Source organism: Bacteroidota bacterium (assembly GCA_016722375.1).
Taxonomy (GTDB): Bacteria; Bacteroidota; Bacteroidia; order Chitinophagales; family LD1; genus Bog-950.
Genome location: JADKJG010000007.1, coordinates 82,352 through 104,529 on the forward strand (window position 1 = coordinate 82,352; position 22,178 = coordinate 104,529).

The 22,178-nt window shown below is 43.0% G+C and carries 19 protein-coding genes and 2 pseudogenes; 10 read left to right on the plus strand and 11 right to left on the minus strand.

From position 1 onward, the window contains the following. Nucleotides 1-81 precede the first annotated feature (81 nt). The 7 genes and pseudogenes from IPP77_11290 to IPP77_11320 all read left to right on the plus strand — a co-directional run bounded on the left by IPP77_11290 (nucleotide 82) and on the right by IPP77_11320 (nucleotide 6,760). Nucleotides 82-849 carry a hypothetical protein gene (locus IPP77_11290; protein ID MBL0310229.1) on the plus strand — a complete coding sequence of 256 codons (768 nt, stop codon included), beginning with the start codon at nucleotides 82-84 and terminating at the stop codon, nucleotides 847-849. Between the two features lie 422 nt (nucleotides 850-1,271). Next, complete coding sequence (locus IPP77_11295; protein ID MBL0310230.1) at nucleotides 1,272-1,412, plus strand: hypothetical protein; 141 nt, start codon at nucleotides 1,272-1,274, stop codon at nucleotides 1,410-1,412. 301 nt (nucleotides 1,413-1,713) lie between these two features. Next, on the plus strand, nucleotides 1,714-4,143 hold the full coding sequence (locus tag IPP77_11300) for a phenylalanine--tRNA ligase subunit beta (protein MBL0310231.1): 2,430 nt from the start codon (nucleotides 1,714-1,716) through the stop codon (nucleotides 4,141-4,143). Between the two features lie 61 nt (nucleotides 4,144-4,204). After that, nucleotides 4,205-4,507 (plus strand): hypothetical protein, encoded by a 303-nt coding sequence (locus IPP77_11305; protein ID MBL0310232.1) that lies wholly within the window; start codon nucleotides 4,205-4,207, stop codon nucleotides 4,505-4,507. A 1-nt stretch (nucleotide 4,508) separates the two neighbouring features. Beyond that, on the plus strand, nucleotides 4,509-4,802 hold the full coding sequence (locus IPP77_11310) for a cell division protein ZapA (protein MBL0310233.1): 294 nt from the start codon (nucleotides 4,509-4,511) through the stop codon (nucleotides 4,800-4,802). Nucleotides 4,803-4,927: 125 nt separating this feature from the next. Next, nucleotides 4,928-6,539: pseudogene (rny, locus tag IPP77_11315) on the plus strand (ribonuclease Y). 11 nt (nucleotides 6,540-6,550) lie between these two features. Then, the gene (locus tag IPP77_11320; GenBank protein MBL0310234.1) at nucleotides 6,551-6,760 is read left to right on the plus strand and encodes a CDGSH iron-sulfur domain-containing protein; all 210 of its coding nucleotides are present in this window, start codon (nucleotides 6,551-6,553) and stop codon (nucleotides 6,758-6,760) included. 30 nt (nucleotides 6,761-6,790) lie between these two features. Here IPP77_11320 and IPP77_11325 read toward each other — a convergent pair whose 3' ends face one another. Next, a complete protein-coding gene (locus IPP77_11325) occupies nucleotides 6,791-7,258 on the minus strand; it encodes a WG repeat-containing protein (GenBank protein ID MBL0310235.1) in 468 nt (155 codons plus the stop codon). Nucleotides 7,259-7,481: 223 nt separating this feature from the next. Here IPP77_11325 and IPP77_11330 point away from each other — a divergent pair, with 223 nt between their 5' ends. Together IPP77_11330 and IPP77_11335 are read left to right on the plus strand one after the other, a co-directional pair. Further along, nucleotides 7,482-8,135, plus strand: coding sequence for a hemolysin III family protein (locus IPP77_11330; protein ID MBL0310236.1), 654 nt, complete (start codon nucleotides 7,482-7,484; stop codon nucleotides 8,133-8,135). 341 nt (nucleotides 8,136-8,476) lie between these two features. Beyond that, complete coding sequence (locus IPP77_11335) at nucleotides 8,477-8,647, plus strand: hypothetical protein (GenBank protein ID MBL0310237.1); 171 nt, start codon at nucleotides 8,477-8,479, stop codon at nucleotides 8,645-8,647. A gap of 481 nt (nucleotides 8,648-9,128) precedes the next feature. On the opposite strand, the gene IPP77_11340 is transcribed toward IPP77_11335, so the two are convergent. The 10 genes and pseudogenes from IPP77_11340 to IPP77_11385 form a co-directional block, all read right to left on the minus strand. Continuing rightward, on the minus strand, nucleotides 9,129-9,956 hold the full coding sequence (locus IPP77_11340; GenBank protein ID MBL0310238.1) for a CHRD domain-containing protein: 828 nt from the start codon (nucleotides 9,954-9,956) through the stop codon (nucleotides 9,129-9,131). Between the two features lie 302 nt (nucleotides 9,957-10,258). Continuing rightward, nucleotides 10,259-11,662 carry a hypothetical protein gene (locus IPP77_11345; GenBank protein MBL0310239.1) on the minus strand — a complete coding sequence of 468 codons (1,404 nt, stop codon included), beginning with the start codon at nucleotides 11,660-11,662 and terminating at the stop codon, nucleotides 10,259-10,261. A gap of 3 nt (nucleotides 11,663-11,665) precedes the next feature. Beyond that, complete coding sequence (locus IPP77_11350) at nucleotides 11,666-12,163, minus strand: hypothetical protein (protein ID MBL0310240.1); 498 nt, start codon at nucleotides 12,161-12,163, stop codon at nucleotides 11,666-11,668. 311 nt (nucleotides 12,164-12,474) lie between these two features. Beyond that, complete coding sequence (locus IPP77_11355; GenBank protein MBL0310241.1) at nucleotides 12,475-14,016, minus strand: YifB family Mg chelatase-like AAA ATPase; 1,542 nt, start codon at nucleotides 14,014-14,016, stop codon at nucleotides 12,475-12,477. A 55-nt stretch (nucleotides 14,017-14,071) separates the two neighbouring features. Then, nucleotides 14,072-15,379, minus strand: a complete 1,308-nt coding sequence (gene murA / locus IPP77_11360; GenBank protein ID MBL0310242.1) for a UDP-N-acetylglucosamine 1-carboxyvinyltransferase — start codon at nucleotides 15,377-15,379, stop codon at nucleotides 14,072-14,074. A 123-nt stretch (nucleotides 15,380-15,502) separates the two neighbouring features. Further along, nucleotides 15,503-16,141, minus strand: coding sequence for a DUF4290 domain-containing protein (locus IPP77_11365; protein ID MBL0310243.1), 639 nt, complete (start codon nucleotides 16,139-16,141; stop codon nucleotides 15,503-15,505). Nucleotides 16,142-16,240: 99 nt separating this feature from the next. Then, nucleotides 16,241-18,510, minus strand: a pseudogene (locus IPP77_11370) (UvrD-helicase domain-containing protein). Between the two features lie 129 nt (nucleotides 18,511-18,639). Continuing rightward, nucleotides 18,640-19,311 (minus strand): fibronectin type III domain-containing protein, encoded by a 672-nt coding sequence (locus IPP77_11375; protein MBL0310244.1) that lies wholly within the window; start codon nucleotides 19,309-19,311, stop codon nucleotides 18,640-18,642. Nucleotides 19,312-19,378: 67 nt separating this feature from the next. Further along, a complete protein-coding gene (locus IPP77_11380; protein ID MBL0310245.1) occupies nucleotides 19,379-19,792 on the minus strand; it encodes a hypothetical protein in 414 nt (137 codons plus the stop codon). 10 nt (nucleotides 19,793-19,802) lie between these two features. Further along, a complete protein-coding gene (locus IPP77_11385) occupies nucleotides 19,803-20,273 on the minus strand; it encodes a hypothetical protein (protein MBL0310246.1) in 471 nt (156 codons plus the stop codon). Nucleotides 20,274-20,295: 22 nt separating this feature from the next. Here IPP77_11385 and IPP77_11390 point away from each other — a divergent pair, with 22 nt between their 5' ends. After that, nucleotides 20,296-22,113, plus strand: a complete 1,818-nt coding sequence (locus IPP77_11390; protein ID MBL0310247.1) for a T9SS type A sorting domain-containing protein — start codon at nucleotides 20,296-20,298, stop codon at nucleotides 22,111-22,113. Nucleotides 22,114-22,178 lie beyond the last annotated feature (65 nt).

Sequence of the window (22,178 nt, forward strand, 5' to 3'; positions counted from 1 at the left end):
ATGGGAGGAAGGTTGTTGTTGGCGCGTGTAATTATATTTTTATGGGAGCTAAACATTAACAATTGCCATAAATTTTACAGAATGGATGAATTTAAACTCTCAGGACAGGAGGTATATCAAATATTGAAGAAAAAAGGTGTGCGCTATATGCACCATTCTAATACCGTTGCAACCTCAATTACGTTTATACAAAATCGAGCATTATTAACGAGGCATTTTGTAGAATCAGAGGGGCTTTACCAAACGCCGCAAAAATCTGATCCTGAGGACAAAAAATTTGATGTGTGGGACTCCGTATTTCTTGATGGGGAAGATTTGCACAATCGATATTCCCGAGCAAATAAATATGGGCCTGTCTTATTCAAGTTTAAATTAGAATTGTTGGTCTCGCCTTCAATAAAAGAGGTTTACATTACTAAAACCAATCCCTGGTATTGGAAAAACACAACATCTTTAGAGAATAAATACTATAAATCAACTGTTGACTTAAACAGAGATTATTTGACTGGGAGAAGCTTGGATTCGCAAATTATGTTTACGGTAAGATCTCCAGGTACGGAAATTAAACTGAATAAATTTCTCCACTCTATAGTCCTTGATATTCCGAAACTGTTAATTAAAACAAGAAGTAGGGAGGAGATGTTGGTCGGTGATTATGGATTTAAAGCAATACAAAATACTCTTAGTTCTCACGGGTTAGGACATGTTCCACTTATTAAACGGCACGATGGAAGGCTTGCGCTTTGCCGTTGTATTACTGAGTACAACTATTTACACAGCTTCAATAAACAAGAATTGAAAAAAAGATTTGCCATGGCTGATATTCCCCCGGATTGCGCCAGTTTGTAACTGGTGCGAAATGAGAAACAGCAAATCATGAATAAAGAAAAAACAGAGCCGATATTTAATTGCCGGAGGCATCAGGATATCACACTCGCGGGACGCGAGCGAGGGCGGTGTCTATTTGTATCCCAAAATTTAGAAAAAGATTTTTTTTGAATGGAATTTGCATTTCCTACGCGGCAAAGGGGGAAACCGGATTTGTGCGCCGAAAACTACAAAAGTCTTAAAGACTTTTGTAGTTTAAATCACGGCTAAAGCCAATACAAACCTTCCAAATTCTTATCCATAAATGGCGGAGTTATAACACCGCGCTTTAGCATGGTGAGAATCTGGCTCTTACTAAATGGCTTTAGCCATGACAATTTCTCTATCGGTTGGTGTCTCGCCAACCCCAATAGATTGTCTTTGCGAAGAAAATTCGTTTGAAAATGGGCGAGGATTTTCTACGGCCCCGCCTGACCGCTTCAGTGTCGAAGGCATGGACTCCCATCGGGCAGGAATCTTCTAAGAAGGCTCACCACAAAAATCACACGAGTGTGAAAGGTGGTACCGTAAAAGTCAAGAAGTAGAAATTAAACGGTTTCTTAACGCGCAACTTCCCGGAGGTGAAATACTTTCGGGAAGTTTTTTTTTAGCCAATCCCGGCTATCGCATTTTAGCGAAGCGTTATTATTTAATAGTTCTATCAGCAACCATCACCACTTTACCACAACGCACAGAAACTTGTTTGGAATATTTTTCCATACTGAAAAAACCGGAACAAGTATCGCCCATAAACCAACAGAGATGACCTTAGCCTAACTGAACGGTTTTTCGGTTGCCTCTTAACATTCTTCGCACTCCTCTCGCTTTTTATAGATTTGTCGCTCTATGAAGATTTCCTACAACTGGCTGAAGAATTATGTAGATTTCAATCTCTCTCCCGAAGACCTCGCGGATGTATTGACCGGCACCGGTTTGGAGGTGGAAAGTATTACTGCTTATGAAACAATTCAAGGCGGTTTGGACGGGGTGATGATTGGCGAGGTGAAAGAGTGTGGCAAGCATCCCGATGCCGATAAACTATCCATCACCAAAGTGGATATAGGAACGGGAGCATTGCTTCAGATTGTTTGTGGCGCGCCCAATGTAGCCACCGGCCAGAAGGTGGTGGTGGCGACGGTCGGCAGCACCTTGTATCCGGTAAGCGGCGATCCACTGGCGATTAAGAAAGCTAAGATTCGTGGTGTAGAAAGCTTCGGTATGATTTGCGCTGAAGACGAAATTGGTTTGAGCGAAAGTCATGCAGGGGTGATGGTGCTGAATGGCGATGCGCAGATAGGAACCAAAGCGGCAGATTATTTCAAGATAGAGAAAGATTATGTGCTGGAAATTGGATTGACCCCCAACCGTGGCGATGCCAATTCGCATATAGGCGTAGCTCGCGATGTGGCGGCGGCCTTAAACGTGGCGTATAAAAGCAAAGTGCATTTTACCAAGCCAGACCTATCAAAATTTAAAGTTGAAAATTCAAAACTAAAGATTGAAGTTCAAGTGGTAGATAGCGAAGCCTGTCCTCGATATTCGGGCATCACTGTTTCTAATGTAACGGTAAAAGATTCACCAGACTGGTTGAAGAACCGGTTGAAGGCGATTGGGGTGAAACCGATTAACAACCTGGTGGACATCACCAATTTTGTGCTTCATGAATACGGACAACCGCTACATGCTTTTGATGCAGATAAAATAAGTGGTCAGAAGATAATCGTAAAAAAACTTCCTGCGGAAACAGCGTTCAAAACATTAGATAATCAAGACATCAAACTTCACGCAAATGACTTAATGATTTGCGATGCCGAAGGAGGTATGTGTATAGCCGGAGTTTATGGCGGATTGAATAGTGGAGTGACGAGCGAAACGAAAAATGTCTTTTTGGAAAGCGCCTATTTTTCACCCGTCGGAATTCGCCAAACTTCATCGCGCCATCAATTGCGCACCGATGCAGCAACGCATTTTGAAAAAGGCTGCGACCCGAATATTACCGTAGCCGCTTTGAAGCGAGCGGCTTTACTTATTTTGGAAATAGCCGGAGGAGAAGTATCCGGCGACATCGTAGATATTTATCCAAACAAAATAGAAGGTTGGCGCTTCGTGGTGTCCTACCACAAGATGTTGCATCTCGCCGGTTTCAGCATAGAAATAGATACCATTCGCGAAATTCTGGAACGGTTAGAGATAGTAATTGAAAAGGAAGAAGGCGATATGCTTCATTTGCTTGTGCCGGCTTTCAAAACAGATGTGAAACGCCCCGCCGATGTGGTGGAAGAAATCATTCGCATCTACGGATACAACAGTTTCACTCTGCCCAAAACCTTAAAGACTCCGCTGAACTTTAGTCCTAAGATTGATGCACAGAAGTTAGAAAATGTAGTGGCCGATATGCTGACCGGAGCAGGCTTTAATGAAATCTGGACCAACTCGGTAACGCAATCGAAATTTGAAGAAAGCGAAGTGTTAAAACCTCAGCAGGTCAAAATGCTGAATAGTGAGAACGCCGAACTGGATTCTATTCGCACCTCGATGCTTTATGGTGGGCTGGAGGTGATTGCTCATAATCAGAACCGAAAAAGCAGCAATCTTCGTTTGTATGAGTTTGGAAGCACCTATCATAAAAGTGCAGCAGGATATAGTCAGCAGAAGCATCTTTCCATTTTCCTAACAGGCAAAACAACCGATCATAATTGGCTGGAACAAGGAAACGGATATAGCTTCTATCATCTGAAATCGTTCGTAATGAATGTCCTTCGTCGCTTGGGTTATGTGAACTTTGAAAAGTTGATCGCTGAAAAAAGTCCTTATTCTTTTAGCCTATCTTTAAAAAACGAAGGGGAGGAAGTAGCAAGTTTTGGAAGCATAGATTCTACAGTCCTCAAAAAGTTTGATATACGTCAGGAGGTGTTCTACGCTGATTTAAACTGGGAATATCTGCTGGACAAATCACAATTCACCAAGGTTTCCTTTTCAGAGTTAGCCAAATTCCCTTCAGTGCGCCGCGACTTGGCTATGATTGTGAACGAGAACACTTCTTTTGAAGCAATCGAAAAAATAGCATCAGGGGAATCAAAGAAATTGCTCAAAGAGGTGTCGCTTTTCGATGTATATAAAGGAGACAAGATCGAGCAAGGCAAAAAGAGCTATGCCGTCAGTTTTCTGTTCCAACATCCCGATAAAACCTTGACCGATACCGAAATCGAAAAAACCATGAGTCGGTTGATGAGCAAATTAGAGAGCGAAATAGGCGCTTTGATTAGAAAGGCTTGAGTTCCCCGCCCCATATTTTCACCTGCTGTTGGAATTATTATTTTTGAAAGGTATAAACCCCATGAACGAACTCGTAACCAAAACGGAGGCTTTGATTAAAAAAGCCAAGAAGTTATCTGAAAGATACCAAGCCTCTGAAGAAGCGAATCGCCAATTGAAAATGGAGATTGAAGCGTTGAAAAATTCTATAGAAGCAGAAAAGGGGAAAGCGGATGGATTAAAAAACGAATTGAAAATAGTTAAATTAGCGCGCAGTATTCAGCCGGGAACGCCCGATGAGGATGCAAATATTACAGAATTGAAAAGGAAAATAAACGAATATATCAGAGAAATAGACAGTTGTATAGCGATGTTAAATGACTGATATGGAGGAGAAAGATGATACGGTGAGTATGAATGTGATGATTGCCGAGCGGGTATATCCGCTACGGGTAATGTTGGGTGATGAAGAAAAAGTGAAGAATGCCGTCAAACTGGTGAATGATAACATCAAAGAATACCAGCGGCAGTACGAGGGAAAAGACAAACAAGACTATATGGCTATGTGTCTGCTAAATCTCGCCACTGAAAAAGTAAAACTTCTCACCGACGTTCAGAACAGCCGCAGTTTGGTAGAGGAAAAAATGAAGGATTTGGAAGCTGCGCTTTCCATTGCCTGATTGTACCATACCTTCCCATCTTTCCCACTTCGATTTATTTTAGTTAGAACAATGAAGGGCTGATGCCCGCGTAGAATGATTTATTTATTAACCGAAAACAATTGCTCATCATAAAATAAACCCTAATGGAATCAGAAATACTCTTAATAGGCATCACAGTGGCAGCCACCATTATATCTGCCATCGCCGGAATCTTTTTCGGCAGACGGATGACTACCAAAACAAATGCAGATATCGAAGCGAAGGCAGAGGGAGAAGCAAAGAAAAAGCTAGATGAAGCGCAATCCAGCGCCGAAAAAATTATAGCCGATGCTAAAAGGAACTCGGAAAACCTGAATAAATCCAAGCAGTTGGAGGCAAAGGAGCATTTCCTACAGCTTAAAACAAAGCATGAACTGGAAGTGACCGAGCGCAACAAAAAAGTGATCGAAAAAGAAAATCACATCAAGCAACAGCAAAATGAATTTGCACTGCGCAATGCCGAGGTCTCGAAAAAAGAAAAGGAAGTTGACACTTTGAAGGCCAACCTGAACGGTCAGCTTGACATCGTGAATACCAAGAACGAACAGTTGAAGAAGAGCCATGAAATTTTTGTGGGTAAACTGGAGCAGATCAGCAGCCTTTCTAAGGAGGAAGCCAAGAAGGAATTGGTTACTAGCATGACGAAAGAGGCAGAGGCAGAGGCGCTGAGTCTTACTAAAACATTGATTGACGATGCCAAAAGCAAAGCCAATAAGGAAGCGAAGAAAATCATCATTCAGACCATCCAACGAACCGCCGCAGAGAATGCTATCGAAAACACGGTGTCGGTTTTTAACTTGGAAAGCGATGAGCAAAAGGGGCAGATTATTGGTCGGGAAGGCCGAAACATCCGGGCGCTGGAAGCAGCTACCGGTTGTGAATTTGTAGTAGATGATACCCCCGAAGCAATTGTCATTTCGGGTTATGATCCTATCCGCCGTGAAATTGCCCGACTGTCTTTGCAGCGATTGGTGACCGACGGACGTATTCACCCCGCTCGAATTGAAGAGGTGGTAGGAAAGATAAAAAAAGCAATTGCAGGATCACATTTTAGAAATAGGCGAACGCACCATCATTGATTTAGGTATTCAGGGAATCAACCAAGAACTGGTGCGCTACATTGGTCGAATGAGATTTCGCTCTTCATACGGTCAAAATTTATTGCAACACAGCCGCGAAGTAGCCAATCTTTGTGCTACGATGGCTGCTGAACTTGGACTGAATCCAAAACTGGCCAAACGTGCCGGACTGTTGCATGATATTGGTAAGGTTCCTGATGAAGAGAGCGAATTGTCGCATGCTTTGTTAGGCGCTAAGTTGTGCGAAAAATTTGGAGAGCATCCGTCTATCGTCAATGCTGTAGGCGCTCACCACGACGAAATGGAAATGAAGTATGTCATCTCTCCTATTGTGCAGGCTTGTGATGCTATTTCTGGTGCCCGTCCCGGTGCCCGTCGCGAAATCATGGAGGGTTACCTCTTGAGGATTAAAGATATGGAAGCCTTGGCACAGAACTTTGAAGGAGTAGAGAAAGCGTATGCCATACAGGCCGGTCGCGAACTCCGCGTCATTGTAGAAGCAGACAAAGTGGACGACAAAAAGAGCGAAGAAATATCCTTTGCCATTTCACAGAAAATTGAAAAGGAAATGACCTATCCCGGACAGGTAAAGGTGACGGTAATCCGCGAAAAGCGCAGCGTCAGCGTAGCCAGATAATACTTTGAATGATGGAAGAATTGGAAATCGAAAAGAAGAATTACGCAACTATTCAGTTGAAACCCAGAGGGCCGGTAACGATTACCGGAAGTTTTGAAGTGATACTGGAAGATGGTACCGTCTTAGAAAAGAGAGAAAAGATCTCTATTTGTCGTTGCGGTATGAGTCAGAAAATACCCATCTGCGACGGCGCCCATAAGGCACTGGCATCTATGCTATAGCAATAAACAAAACGAGTTTAAGGGAAGTACTTATTCGTCTTTCAGAGTCAGGATAACTTCCTTCCCTCCAACCACAGCGCGAATCAATCCGCCTTTTTCTACTCTAATATTTTCGTACTTGTTTTCAACCAGTACCTTCCCCTGCTTATTGATCATTCCCGCCAATCCATTCTTACGGGTAATGGCATAGAAACCATTGAAGCCGCCAATAGAACCATAGATATTATCTACAATTATTTTTCCGGTCATGTTGATCAATCCTACTAAACCCTGTCTGGTAGTATAGGCGATTCCATCTCTGCCAAAACGAGATATTTTGTCATACTGCGGCTTGATAACTTCTTTTCCTGCCTGCGTAATCAATCCGCATTTACCGTTTTTCCATACGATAGCGATTCCCTGATTGAACTTTTCAATCTTATCGTATTGAGGAGTCACCTCCTGTGCCAGTAAAAACAATGGAGCCAAAGCCAATATAAAACCAAATATCTTTTTCATGTTTAGGGAGTTTTGTGATCGAATAATTTATACGCACAAAAGTATAAACTTTCAAACAGGGTCATAGAAAATCAGGCATCCTCTGATGAAATCAAGCTACCAGTGGGCCATGTAACCAAAACAGAATGAACATGAAACCAGCGTAGATACGTTAATTATTAAAAAACTTTCACTAAGTGTTTGTATTACTGCTTCAATTCTTCATTTTCGGCAGATAATTATTATGGGAGAATATCAGCCAACACCGAGCGAAGAAAAGCTAAACACCGCCACTCATGGATTAGGGTTTTTAATTGGCCTAGTGCTTATTCCTTTGTTGATTATCCGTGCTTACGAATTTGCCAGCCCAGCCATGTTCTGGGGCACCGTGCTTTTTGGTTTTGGATGGCTAATGATGTACTTAGCCAGCACCCTATATCATGTTGTGAAGGAGGGGAAACTAAAACACATCTTTCGTATTTGGGATCATGTCAGCATTTTTGTTCTGACCGCAGCTACCTACACCCCTTTGGTCATCAAGTATGTAGAGACTACTACCGCTATCATTTTCCTCAGCATCATGTGGTTCATTGTTTTGTTGGGAGGGTTTTTGAAGATCTTCTATGTCGGGAGGTTTGAAATCATCTCCCTGATTTTGTATTTGTCCTTTGGATGGATGGCCGTGTTCATCATCAAACCCATAATGAACAACATGCCGCTTGAAATTTTCTGGTGGGTACTAAGCGGCGGAGTAGTTTACACCGCAGGCGTTGCCTTTTACGCTTGGGAAAAACTGCCCTATCATCATGGCATCTGGCACTGTTTTGTGTTGGGTGGAACCATTCTTCACTTTGTTGCTATTTATAAAAGTCTGCTTTTGAAGATTGTCATTTATTAAAAGCTACTGTTTAGTTTTCAAAAACAATAGCAAAGCAAGCACCACCAATACCAAAGGCATGGATCGCCACAAGCAATGTTTAAGAAGATGTTGTTGGTGAGGCTCATAGGCTCATTACATTTATTTCAATGGATGAATTAGATGCCAACTACGGCACACGAATTTTTTAAATTACAGAAGGCTTAAACCTCAAAAAGCGTCCTTTTCATCAAAAAACAGGCAATCATGTCTGTTTTCCGTTTTTTATAGACTCTTATTTTCAATTTAAACGTCCTTATCTTCGAGATATTGAACCTTATTCTCGGCATAAGCTTCCTTATGCGCCAATTAAACGTCAATATTTGTGGCATAAGCTTCAATATGGCGCGCATAAGCTTCTTTATCTCAGCCATATTGAAGTTGATTGCCCGAATAAGGAAGAAGATGGGCGAAATAAGGAAGTAGATGGCTGGTTTAAAGAAGCTTATCTCTGGCGTAAGGAAGTAGATTTTGGAGGGAATTGGGGACGATAAGATTATAAAAGCCTTGCGGAAGCGGGACTTTTTTTGTGCTGGATAAAAGCTAATTATTAATGGATGGAGGAAAATAGATTATGCGCAGATGAGTTGGGTTTTCTTCAGCTATAAGCTGAATGCTTGTGAGGGTGTAGGCACAGCCTACACACAGATGGGGAATAATTTTGCATCTGAATCCTGGAGGTAAGGATAAGGCCGATGCCATCTTAATAAAGTAAGAATTTTTCTACGCCCTTGATTGGTGTTTAGTTCTCGAAAGTAATTACAAAGCAAACGTCACCAACAATCAACAGAAATACACAGTGGAAGATTGCTTCTTCTGGTACTTGTTTATAATTAATGGAATCGAAATCGCAAAGACATCTGTTTGATTACCACCTCCGTTTCCCCTACTGGTGATTGTCTCGCTCACCAAAATTAAAACAAAAACGCCCCTGCTCATAAGTGAGCAGAGGCGCCTAGAAACCTATTTACAAATTTAATGGCTGCCGATGTTGCCCTGGGCAAGTACGTTGGCCATGTTTGCCGCAGATTCGTGAATGGCAAGGTAGCCTGCATATAGCAGCACGTTGTCATAAGTGATAGGGGTGGCATTGTCGAGAGCGCGAAGAGTGTTGGAGCTCTTGCCGGTGGATGCGTCAATAGGGTTGAGGGTTTTGGAAACCGGACCTCCGCCTACCGTAGCGACTGAACCGACATGAATGGCAGGCACATAGGCCGAGCCGGCAATGACATTGGCGAGTGTAACGACGACTAATGAATTTCCGTTCTTACGCTTTGTGAATGTTACGTCGCCGGAGATGCCGGATGCGTTGACGGCATCAAGAGTGTAGGATTTAGAAGTGGTGGTGAGTTCGTTACCGCCTATATCGCCTTGGGCAATAATGGTTCCAAGCGCCGCGCTGCTTTCATGAACATTCAAATATCCATCGTAGTTGACGAGATCGGTGTAGTTGACGAGCGTACCGTCATCCCGCTTGGTGACCAGCGTGATACTTTGACCAGCGACCACCGGGTTCAGGGTGATAGAAATGCCTCCTGTTTCGAGAGCCGAATTGAGATGAATGTGCGCTGGATGGCTAGTGGCGCTGGCTCCGGTCAGGTTGATGCTAACAGTCGTGACGGTGTTGCTGGTTTCGGTGAAAGATACGGTGCCGGTAATGCCTACTTGATCCACCGTATTGAGGGTGTAGGTGGTTTGATTTAGCACAACTTTATCTTCTTTTTTACAACCGATAAGAGTCATCGTCAACATTACGGCGAATACCGCAAGGGTTGTCATTATTTTGTTTTTTGTTGTTTTCATTTTAATCTGTTTTTTGTTTTTATGTAAAATAATTTTCACGGTGCGAAGTTACTCCGATTATGTCGGAATGCGTTGCATAATTCTGTGAAAGAGTTACATAATTCACACATTCAGTAGCAGAGGAAAGATAATTTGGTTGCATCAAGACACAGAGCATTTCACTTCCCCCAACTGGGCGCAGGCTATGTCAAGAAGGGGATTAGGGTGCCGCCCAAATTATCTATTTATGAAACTGCCTCGGCGTAACTTTCTATCGGCGGAAAGACGGATTAATGTGGAGGAATAATTAGTTGTTCTTGGAGCTATGAATTAGTCCGAAACTTTTCAACCCATGCAAAAAACAAAGCCGGAGCCTTGCTGGTGGCGGCATAGAAAAGTGCTAAGGGAGCAAAACAGAACATCCCGCGCTTAAAAGAACTTTCCATTAGGGAAGCGATAGGCGCTTGTTGTACTTTTTCATCTACTATATAGAAAAGAAGAAAATAGAGCATGAAGGAAACTGCCAAGAATGATAATGCATACATTCTATCAGACAATATTTTCTTCCAACCGAATTTATAGATCAAGATCAGATTGATAATCAGTACTAAAAAGAAAAGAACAAAGGTCATTCCATAAAGTTGCCCTCCATCTACATTGCCATGATGCCCACCAAAAAGAAATGCTTTGGCATAGTCGGTCATCAAAGCCATCCGTTCAGCATCATAGCCTATGCCCAGATTGATTTTGCCGGAGGGGATATTGCCTATTTTAAATTTGAGGTAGAGGTTCCAAATGATAAATGGAGCGATGACGATTGCTGAATAGATTGAACTTAGTTTCCAGTTTTTGCTTTTTAAAAAACCTAGTCCTACAATAAAAATTGCTGCGAACGTAAAAGCTATGGTATCCGTCCTAATCCAAACTACAAAGGCCATCAGTATGGCTCCTAACCAGAAATATTTTCGTTCTTTAGTTTCTAACCAAATGGCCGTTGCCAGTCCGCCCCCACAGACATAAGCCGCAGTGGGCATGTTGCCAAGTGTTAGCGCGGCGTGGCTGAATAATTCCGGCGTAAGCATCAGAATAAAAGTAAAGAGCATGGCTGCTGTGGCATCTACATATTTTCTGACCAAGCTATAAAAAGTAGAGAGCAGCGAAACAAAGAACAGCGTGGTAATTATCTTGGCTGTTTCTGCTCCGAAAAGATATACATAGGCAAAGCTGCTGTGAAATAGTGGCGGATAGATTCCTCCTGCGCCTTGCAAATCCCATTGAAAAAGGCTGATCTTTAGCTTGCCTTCAATAGCCATCACTCTTCCCAATTTATCGAAGGAGCCAATGGTATCGTGTTCGGTCGAAGGCCAGAAAAGATTTTTTACGGTGACGGCATACAAAAGATAAATCAGCACACAGAAGATAAATACCGCAACTGGGTTGATACTCTTCAACGTTATCTCCGGTTTCTTCCATTCACTTTTCAGGGCCAATAGGTTTTTGTAATTCGCCGCATTGATAGCAGCAATACAGATCACGTTTACACCAATCAAAAGCGAAGGAGTGTATCTGATGTTTAGAACATCCAATAAGAAGAGGAATACCGTCTCAAAACCGATGCCCAGCAAGAAGGAATATCCGACCAATTCTGCCATCGTATATTTTCTACTGATGAGCAACATCAGTGAAACACCGAGCAAATAACACAGAATAATAGCGAAGGTGAGCATAGGTTATTGCGCAGGGTTTTGTGTCGGCGGTTGGTCAATGGGCAAAACAGTTTCGGAAACCCTCCTGTCTACCGGCACCTCATATCTCAACCGGTCGTAGCCTATCCCATTTATAATAAGTACATGGGTGATTCTTTTGGCAAGGTCAGGAAATCTTTTTTCATCGCGTGGAGAAATGCAAAGGCGTGGATAGATAAAATATTCGGTCCATTCCGGCTCACCAATAAAATTCCATTTAGAATCATTTCCAATCGAATCCATGTGTGGCAGCAAGATGACAGCATCTTTAGGCGTATTGTTATTGATGTATTGCAACAGACTATAATTCCCTACTCGCTGTGCCATCTTATCTTCATAGCTCATGGGTTTCATCTGTCCCCCTGCTATTTTATCTTTCAATTCATTTATGTACTTCAAGTTTCCCAATGCCATGTCATGAATAGCCCATTGATAACCCCTTGTCAATTTTTTGAGATAGGAAGTATCATTTTGGATTTCCATAATCTCATTATAGAGCTCCTCCATCCTTTGCTTATCGCCTCCGGATTGTCTCAGTTGCTGAAACTCCTGATAATACTCCTGTAAGTAGCTTTGCTTTTCATTGAGTCTATAAATGAAGAAAAATACAAAGCCAGTTACGGCTATGATTAAAAAATTACGCAGAAGGTATGTCAAACTATCACCCCCAGAAGAAGCGCTTGTTTTCTTGGTTGGTGATGCAGTTTGCTTATGATGATGTTTGGACACTTCCTTTGATTATGTACTACTCGATGGAAACAAAACTAAAATAATATGGCAATTCATTTTTTATATCAACCACCCCAATCTTCACGATCCAAACTGCGAAACTGAATAGCCTCAGCCAAATGTTCCGTTTTTATCTCAGGACTGTCTGCTAAGTCTGCAATGGTTCTGGAAACTTTCAGAATCCGATCATAAGCCCGCGCGGAGAGATTTAGTTTTTTCATAGCTCTGTTCAGTAGCGTACTACCGGCTTCTGAAATTTTGCAAATGTCCTGAGCCATTTGCGCCTCCATCTGAGCATTATTATATATCCCATTCTGTCCGGCAAATCTTATGGCTTGTACTTCTCGAGCACGAATCACCCTCTCGCGGATATATTCACTTCGCTCTGTTTTCCTTTCGCTTGATAATTCACTAAACGAAACGGGAGTTACCTCTACGTGTAGGTCAATACGATCCAAAAGCGGACCGGAGATTTTGTTGAGATACTTTTGAACCACGCCGGGCGCACAGACACATTCCTTTTCAGGATGATTGAAATAGCCGCAAGGACAAGGATTCATGGAAGCCATCAGCATAAAACTGGCAGGAAAAGTGACGGAAAGTTTAGAACGCGAAATCGTCACCTTCCGGTCTTCCATTGGTTGACGCATGACTTCAAGCACGGTTCGCTTAAATTCAGGCAATTCATCGAGAAATAAAACGCCGTTGTGTGAGAGAGAGATTTCGCCGGGCTGTGGGTTGCTGCCACCACCGACCAATGCTACGTCGCTTATTGTATGGTGGGGCGAACGAAAAGGACGTTGATAGATAAGTGAAGAGTTTTTAGGAAGCTTACCTGCCACCGAATGAACTTTAGTGGTCTCCAATGCCTCTGCTAATGTTAGGGGCGGCAATATCGTCGGAAATCTTTTGGCCAACATGGTTTTGCCTGCGCCCGGCGGTCCGATTAGGATTACATTATGTCCTCCAGCCGCAGCTATTTCTAATGCCCGTTTTATATTTTCTTGACCCTTCACATCAGAAAAGTCGAGCGAAGACTGATGGGCATTATAGGCAAACTCCTCACGAGTATCTACCACCGTCGGCGGAATGTTCTTTTCCCCTTTCAGCAAACCGACGACATCATTCAAATGCTCTACCCCGATAACTTCCAGTTGGTTTACAATAGCCGCTTCCCGAGCGTTTTGTTTAGGCAAAATAAACCCTTGAAATTTTTCCTTTCGTGCTTGTACCGCTATAGGCAGTGCTCCTCTTATCGGCAGAATAGTACCATCTAATTGCAATTCACCCATGATGATATACTTCTCCAGCATATCGGTTTTAATTTGGCCCGAAGCGACCAAAATCCCCAAGGCCATAGGTAGGTCATAAGAGGTGCCTTCTTTACGAATATCTGCCGGAGACAAATTGATAACGATTTTTCTTCTAGGCATTTCATAACCAATCTGTCGGATGGCCGTTTCAATGCGATGCCAAGATTCTTTAACGGCATTATCCGGCAACCCCACCATGTAGTAATTTACCTTGCCACTGGTTACACTTACTTCCACCGTTATGGTGGCAGCATCTACTCCATAAACTGTACTGCCAAATGTTTTGACTAACATGAGTAATCTAATCGGTGCAAAATAAGGAAATGGAAAAACTATTTGCCTACAGAGGTCAAACGCGCACTATTTCAGCGCCCAGTTTGTTTAAGCGCTCATCTATCTTTTGGTAACCTCGATCAATCTGTTCAATGTTATTGATAGTTGATTTTCCTTCCGCACTCATCGCCGCAATCAGCAGGGCTACGCCAGCACGAATATCAGGCGAAGTCATCGTGATGCCGCGAAGTTTATAGGCGCGGTCAATCCCAATGACGGTGGCCCGATGTGGATCACATAGAATGATCTGTGCTCCCATGTCAATCAGTTTATCTACAAAGAACAATCGGCTTTCAAACATCTTTTGATGAATCAACACACTCCCCTTTGCTTGCGTGGCAATCACCAATACAATGGAAACAAGATCAGGAGTGAAAAGAGGCCAGGGGCCATCGGCTACTGTCAAAATAGAACCGTCAATAAAGCGGTTGATTTCATATCGCTCTTGTGCAGGCACGTAAATATCATCGCCACGAAATTCTATTTGAATGCCGAGCTTTTGAAACACCGGGATTATATTTCCCAGCATATCTATCCGACAATTCTTTATAGTCAATTCACTTTGAGTCATGGCTGCCAGACCGATGAAACTTCCAATTTCTATCATGTCCGGTAACATGCGATGCTCTGTCCCTTTCAAATATTCGACCCCTTCAATGTATAGCAAGTTGGATCCCACTCCGGTGATTTTGGCACCCATGCGGTTCAACATTTCGCACAGTTGCTGTAGATAGGGTTCACAAGCAGCATTGAAAATGGTGGTCTTCCCTTTCGCCATAACCGCCGTCATGACAATATTAGCTGTTCCGGTTACCGATGGCTCATCCAGCAACATCATAGCGCCTTTCAAATGAGCAGCTTCTACACTATAGAAACTTTCATTGCTATCATAATTGAATTTAGCTCCCAGTTTTTCAAAACCAAAGAAGTGAGTATCTAATCTTCTTCTTCCTATTTTGTCTCCGCCTGGTTTTGGAATGAATGCTTTTTTAAAGCGGGTTAACAATGGGCCAAGGGTCATGATAGAGCCTCGCAAAGCCGCACCTTTCTTTTTATAAGCATCTGATTTAAGGTAATCGAGATTGATATTATCAGCCTGAAAAGTGTAGGTGTCTTCATTCAACTGCTCCACCTTCACCCCCAGGTCTTTGAGTATTTCTATCAAAGCCAACACATCCCGAATGGCGGGAATATTGCTAATCGTAACTTTCTCGGGGGTAAGCAAAACAGCGCAGAGAATCTGCAATGCTTCATTCTTGGCACCCTGCGGGGTGATTTCGCCTTTGAGTTTTTTACCGCCGGTAACTACAAATGAACCTGACATAACTTCAATTTGATGACACAGGATTATTCCTGCTACATCAAATTACCGGATAATATTCCCGGAACGGAAACAAAATACCGAAAAGCTAATAACAGCTTGGTGTGGAAAGAAGTAAATGATGCTTTATCTCTTCTTCTTGAAAAACTTCTGTTTGCGGTTTTTGCCTCCGCCCTTTCTCTGAAACTTACTGTCTTTGTGTATTTCCTTCTGTCTGTTGGCACGAGAGAGGGCACCCAAATCCTGCCCATCCACTACCGCCAACTCTCCTTTGGAAAGTAGGCGCAGGTCATTCTTGATTGTATCGTCATTAATATCATCATGGCTCCAGTTATCATAAACTAGCTTCATGAAGTTACCGATACAGTTAATGAACTCCGTCTTCTTCTCAGGGTCTTCTGTTTTAATTGCCTTTGCAATCAATGATTCTACATGCTTGCCGTAGTGCTTGTATTTGATTTTCGTCTGAGGATAAGGCAATCTTTCAGGCCTTTTCTCAATCTCTTCCCGACCTTTAATAGGATAGGGAGAATCCACATCCAATTTATAATCGCTCATGATAAAAAGATGATCCCACAACTTGTGTCGGAAATCTTCCACGTTGCGCAGGTGAGGATTGAGTTGCCCCATCAGTTCAATAATTTCTTTTGCAAAAGTATTTCGCTTTTCGCGGTCCTTTTCTTGCACACAGTTCTCGACAATACGTTGCACATAGCGTCCGTATTCCTTCATCACTAATTTGTCCCTACTTGAATTGTAATCCATGCTTGTTTTGATTTAATAAAATGAATGGCTGCTTAAAACGATCAGGTGATTTGAAAATTTGAAACCAAGTGAACAGGAAGGAGCGTTCATGCTTTCAAATTAAATACCTCTTGTAAGTATTTTCAGCCGCGCAAACTTGAGCATAATTTTCTTAACCCCATAACTATTGAAGAAAATACCTGCAATTCGGTTGACGCCGGCCCCCTCCATGCTGACCACCTTTCCTTCACCAAACTTCTCGTGCATCACCTCCATACCCACCTGCAAACTGTTGGCATCATCCGGTATAAAGGGTTCGGAAGAAACAGAATCAGGAACCTTGGCTATCGGTTTGGGCCCCGGTGGACTGATCACTCTCGAAAAAGTAGTTCGCTCTTGTTGTTGATGAACCTTCGCCTTTTTCATTTCGCCATGATGCGATACCACACTTTCGGGTATCTCATCCAAAAAGCGGCTGGGTTCGCAATAGTTCAACTGACCGAACTTATATCGAGTGTTGGCATAAGTCAAAAACAACTTGCGCTCCGCACGGGTAATCGCCACATAGAACAAGCGCCGTTCCTCTTCCAAATCTTCCATGCTATAGAGCGACTGCGAACCGGGGAACAGGTTTTCTTCCATTCCTACCACATACACCACCGGAAATTCAAGACCCTTTGCCGAGTGGATGGTCATCATCTTCACGGTATCCATATTCTCCGCATCTTTTTCATTACCGGTCAGCAGTGTGACGCTTTGCAAAAAGGCACCAAGCGACTTTTCCGTTCCCAATACTTCATCGCCGCGAACTTCATCTTCTTCTACAAATTCCTTAATAGAGTTGAGCAACTCCTGTATGTTTTCGTAGCGACTGATGCCTTCTACGGTCTTGTCGTTATACAGTTCTGAGATGAGTTTCGTCGTCTTCCCGATATGCGTAGCCAAATCAAAAGCAGTCATTTTGAGCGACTGAGCAGCGAAGCTTTTAATCATCATCACAAACTCTTCAATCGTGCCTTTGGCTCGTGGCGTAATTTCAAATTCGCGAATATTATCCAGCACATCCCATACCCGTTGACCAGTTTGGTGGCATGAATAAATATTTTATCCAAAGTAGTTTGACCAATTCCGCGCGCCGGATAATTAATCACTCTCTTCAACGCTTCCTCGTCATAATGATTCACCGTCAGCTTCATGTAGGCCAGCAAATCTTTCACCTCCCTGCGCTGATAAAAGCTCAAACCGCCATAAATCTTATACGGAATATTATGTCTTCTCAAGGCCTCTTCAAAAGCGCGGCTCTGTGCGTTGGTGCGATAAAGAATAGCGATTTCGTGGTTCTTGAAATGATCGCGTATCTTCACCTCCATCATCGAATCGGCCACCCATCTTCCTTCTTCATTATCGCTGGCGGTGCGAACAACCTTAATCGGTTCGCCCTGTCCGTTCTCTGTCCAGATTTCTTTTTTCAGTTGATTCTTGTTCCGGTGAATCAACTCGTTGGCCGCCTTCACAATGTTTTGAGTAGAGCGATAATTCTGTTCCAGTTTAAAAACTTTTAAATCTGGAAAGTCCTTTTCAAAATTCAGGATGTTATCAATCGTCGCGCCGCGGAAAGCATAAATACTTTGCGCATCATCTCCCACCACCGTGATGTTCTGAAATACATCCGCAATCTTTTTCACAATCGAATATTGAAGGAAGTTCGTGTCCTGAAACTCATCAATCAACACAAAGCGAAACTTATGCTGGTACTTATATAACACCTCGGGAAACTTCTGAAGAATGACATGCGTGTTCAACAACAAATCATCAAAATCCATAGCCCCGCTTCTGAAACAACGGTCGCAATAAATCTTATAAATCTTCGCCAGTTCCGGTCTGCGGGCGTTGCGGTCTTCGGTCAGCAATTCGCCATCGGCTTCATACATCTGCGGCGTAATCAGCGAATTCTTGGCAGAAGAAATTCGGTTATATACTTGGTTGGGTTTATAGATTTTATCATCCAGCCCCTGCTCCTTTACAATCGTTTTAATCAGCGATTTAGAATCTTCCGTATCATAAATCGTGAAGTTGGAAGGATAGCCAATCGCCGGTGCTTCTACCCGCAACACCCGCGCAAACACCGAGTGAAAGGTCCCCATATATAACCCGCGAGCATTCGTTCCGGCAATACTTTCTATGCGATGGCGCATGGCCTCCGCCGCTTTGTTGGTAAAAGTAAGGGCAAGAATTCCAAAAGGGTCGGCACCCTGTTGCAACAGGTGAGCAATGCGATAGGTCAGCACCCTCGTCTTTCCAGACCCCGGCCCCGCAATAATCAAAGTAGGCCCCTCGGTGTTCTCCACCGCCGCCCGTTGTATATCGTTCAGTTCATTCAAATAAGACATGGCGCAAAAATAAGAGGATGCGAAAAGAATTTGATGGAAGATTTGAACAAATCAGCCGAGAGGGGCAAAACAAAAACACCCCGAAGGATGGAACCTTTCGGGGTGTTTGATTTTGCGGTTTTGCAAAAATCAATTCGCCGCCATGACGCGGATAGGAGAGTTGATCGGACCCGCACCGGTGCTGTTCACGGCATACATCGCCACCCAGTAGTTGGTACCCGGATTCAAGTTTGGGAAAATCTTGTGGCGGTCGTTGCTGGAGTCCATCGCCACGCCGATAGAGCCTTCTGCTAACGTAATCACATTCCCATTCACTACCGGTGCTATCCAATTTCCAGCCATGATGATGCACACATAATTATTCACCCGCAGTTGTCTCATGCTATTGCAATTCACCTCAATGCTTGCCGGAAAAGGGCCGCGTTTAGCCGTCATGGCTTCAATTTCGGTTGGCAATGGCGGTGCAGTGCGCTCATCATCGGCGGTGTGAAAACCAGCATCGGTCATAATCACCGCATCGCCATTAGCTAAAACAGCCACCGAATTGGCCTGCTGTCGCATCAGGCCATCCAGTTCATTCTCTTTTGCCAACCAGATATTCTTGTTCGCTTCGTTTGGATTGTTCTTATAGGCTGTGTATGCAGCGACGGTCTCATCTGCTTTGAGCGCAATATCTGCATAAGCGATTTTAGGTGGATTGTAAATGGCTCGCGCGAGCATCTGTACGGTGGTGTCCCTTGAAAATTCGCATTTGTCATAGGTGCCGAGCTTTAAAAAACTGAGGCTGATGTGATTGATCATAGTTTTTTGTTTCTGTGGTTAAATTAATGAGGCAAAAAAACACAATCTCGCTGACCTAAATCGGACATTATCTGCCGCAAACCGGACATTTTTCATCCGCCTCATTTTTCAGCAGTTTTAGGAATGCTTCGCCCGGATTTTGCGCACAAAGCCCTGCATATTTTTCCATCCTTATCCCTTTGTACTCTTCAAACACCCCTTCGAGGCTTGCCCTCTTTTTATAACCTACAGACTCATGCAGTGTAGCCAAAATCAAATACGGATCACTTTTAATCAGCCGCACCGCCAGCCAAACCCTGGAGCGGATAATCACTTGCTGCATCGGTCGCCCCAGATATTCATGGCACTGCCGGTTCAGACTTCGGACATGCGTGTTGAACACATTTTGGGCCAGGTATTCTACCGTCAGCCAAGTCTTGTTGAGGTCCTTATCAAAAACTGCTTTCAGCTTTTGGATGAATTCTTTACGAAGTATGTCCATAAAGTTTGGTTTATGTTATTCCAAATGTCAAGATTTTAGATGAATTATGCAATACCGAGCCTTTTTTTACACAAAACGCCTCCGTTTGAGCCAGTGCAAACCCGAATAGCGTTAACTCAACCAAAATTAGCGCTAATCCGCCGCCGATTAGCGCTAATTCTTCGCCAATTGAAGCTAATTCTCCTCCGATTAGCGCTAACCAGAAGAAAAGTAACGCTAATTTCTTTCCGATTAAAGCTAACTCATCGCCGATTAGCGCTAATTCTCCTCCCATTAGCGCTAATCGAAACAATAGTGACGCTAATTTCTTTTCGATTGACGCTAATTTTCTGCCGACTAACGCTAATTGGGTTTCGACTAAGCTTAATCCAGCTTGAACCGCGCTTGTTTTCAGATAAACCGCGCTTGATTGAAGATAAACCGCGCGGCATTTGGAAAAAAGCAAGCTTGTTTTATTTGACTTTCCGCTTACCCAAATCAATTTCTCGTTTATCTTTACTTATATGAAGCGTATATTACTTCTGGTTATGGTGGTTGGCTTGGGATGGAGTGAGGGGTTTGGGCAGGCACCGTTGGTCAAACAATGGGATAAAAGATTTGGGGGGGATTCCACTGAGGTACTCAACACGTTTTTATATACCAAGGATGGAGGATATATGATGGGGGGCTGGACCCTTTCGGATAGTAGTGGGGATATTTCGCAGCCTTTAAGAGGAGAATATGACTTCTGGGTAGTTAAGACCGATGCTTCGGGAAACAAGAAGTGGGAAAAGCGTTATGGGGGAGTGAAGAGAGATATACTAACATCCATCCTTGAAACAAATGACGGTGGATATTTACTTGGGGGATACTCCAAATCAGGAATTGGCTGGGACAAGAGTCAACCAAATTTGGATTCCAGTTCCAATACAAGCGATTATTGGATTATAAAGATTGATTCAATCGGCAATAAGCTATGGGACAAAAGCTATGGCGGTGACAAATCCGATGAACTTACCCGAATGCTTCGAACGTATGATGGCGGGTATTTATTGGGTGGCAATACTTGGTATAAATCTACTGGAGATATATCTGAATACCAAAAAGGTTTTAGAGATATCTGGGTTATAAAAATTGATTCTGTTGGTGTGAAACAGTGGAACAGACGTTTAGGTGGAAACTATTTTACTGCTCTGACTGCCATGCAGCCCACCTATGATGCCGGGTACATTCTTGGTGCAGAACTTTTTTCTTCCAAAGGCGGAGATGCATCCGAGGAGGAAAGAGGATACACTGATTATTGGGTTTTAAAACTTGATTTTGAAGGACGTATGGAGTGGGAAAGGCGATTTGGGGGAGCGGCTGAGGACTATTTATCACAAATTTTACCGACAGAAGATGGATATTTATTAGGCGGCTCTTCTGCTTCTGGAGTCAGTTGGGATAAAACGGTGGCAAACATAGATACCTGTTGGAACCCATTGGACTTTTGGATTGTAAAAATTGATTTTTGGGGAAATAAGCAATGGGATAAAAGTTTTGGTGGATTGGATAATGACGATGAGATCGCAACTCTTTCTTATGCACGAGATTCAGGTTATTTAATAGCAGGAACCTCTTATTCCATGGGCAACGGAAGTAAATCCGAAGACAATCTTGGATTGGAGCAGGCGTGGATTGTTAAAATAGATGTTTCAGGAAATATAATTTGGGACAAAACAATTTTGACAGACGGTCATGATGAAGGTGGTTATCTCGTATTAACTCCCGATGGTGGGTATGTGATAGCAACTTCAACAAATTCAGGAATAGCAGGATACCAAACACAAAAAAGCCGGGGACGCTTAGACTTTTGGCTTATCAAGTTTATAGATACTTTAAACGATTGTAATTTAAATGTTAGCATAATTAAGGATGGCAACACCCTGTCCTCCTTCGGCGCCTCCTCATACCAATGGTATCTCAATGGCAGCAAAATAAACGGAGCAACACAAGCGGTTTATATTGCCAATGAACCCGGCAGCTATGCTGTGGAAATAACAGACGGCAATGGATGCACGGCCTTATCAACTCCTATATTCATTACCGGTGTGAATGAAATAGAAAGCGAAGCGGTGAGCATTTATCCCAATCCATCTGCAATGAACAATTTGCAAATAACAATGACCAATAGTTTAGTGGGAAGTAACATGGAAGTGTATGATACCAATGGGAAGATGGTGTTTCAAACAACTATCAACCAACAACAAACAACTCTCTCTCCGGCTTTATCTGCCGGAGTGTATTTCATCCGCATTCATTCAGAGAGGGTGAGTATTGTAAAAAAGTGGGTGCGTTTGTAAATAGCTTTTCTCCATTTACCTCTGTGTATTCTCTGCGCAACTCTGCGTAGTAATTCCTGCTTGAA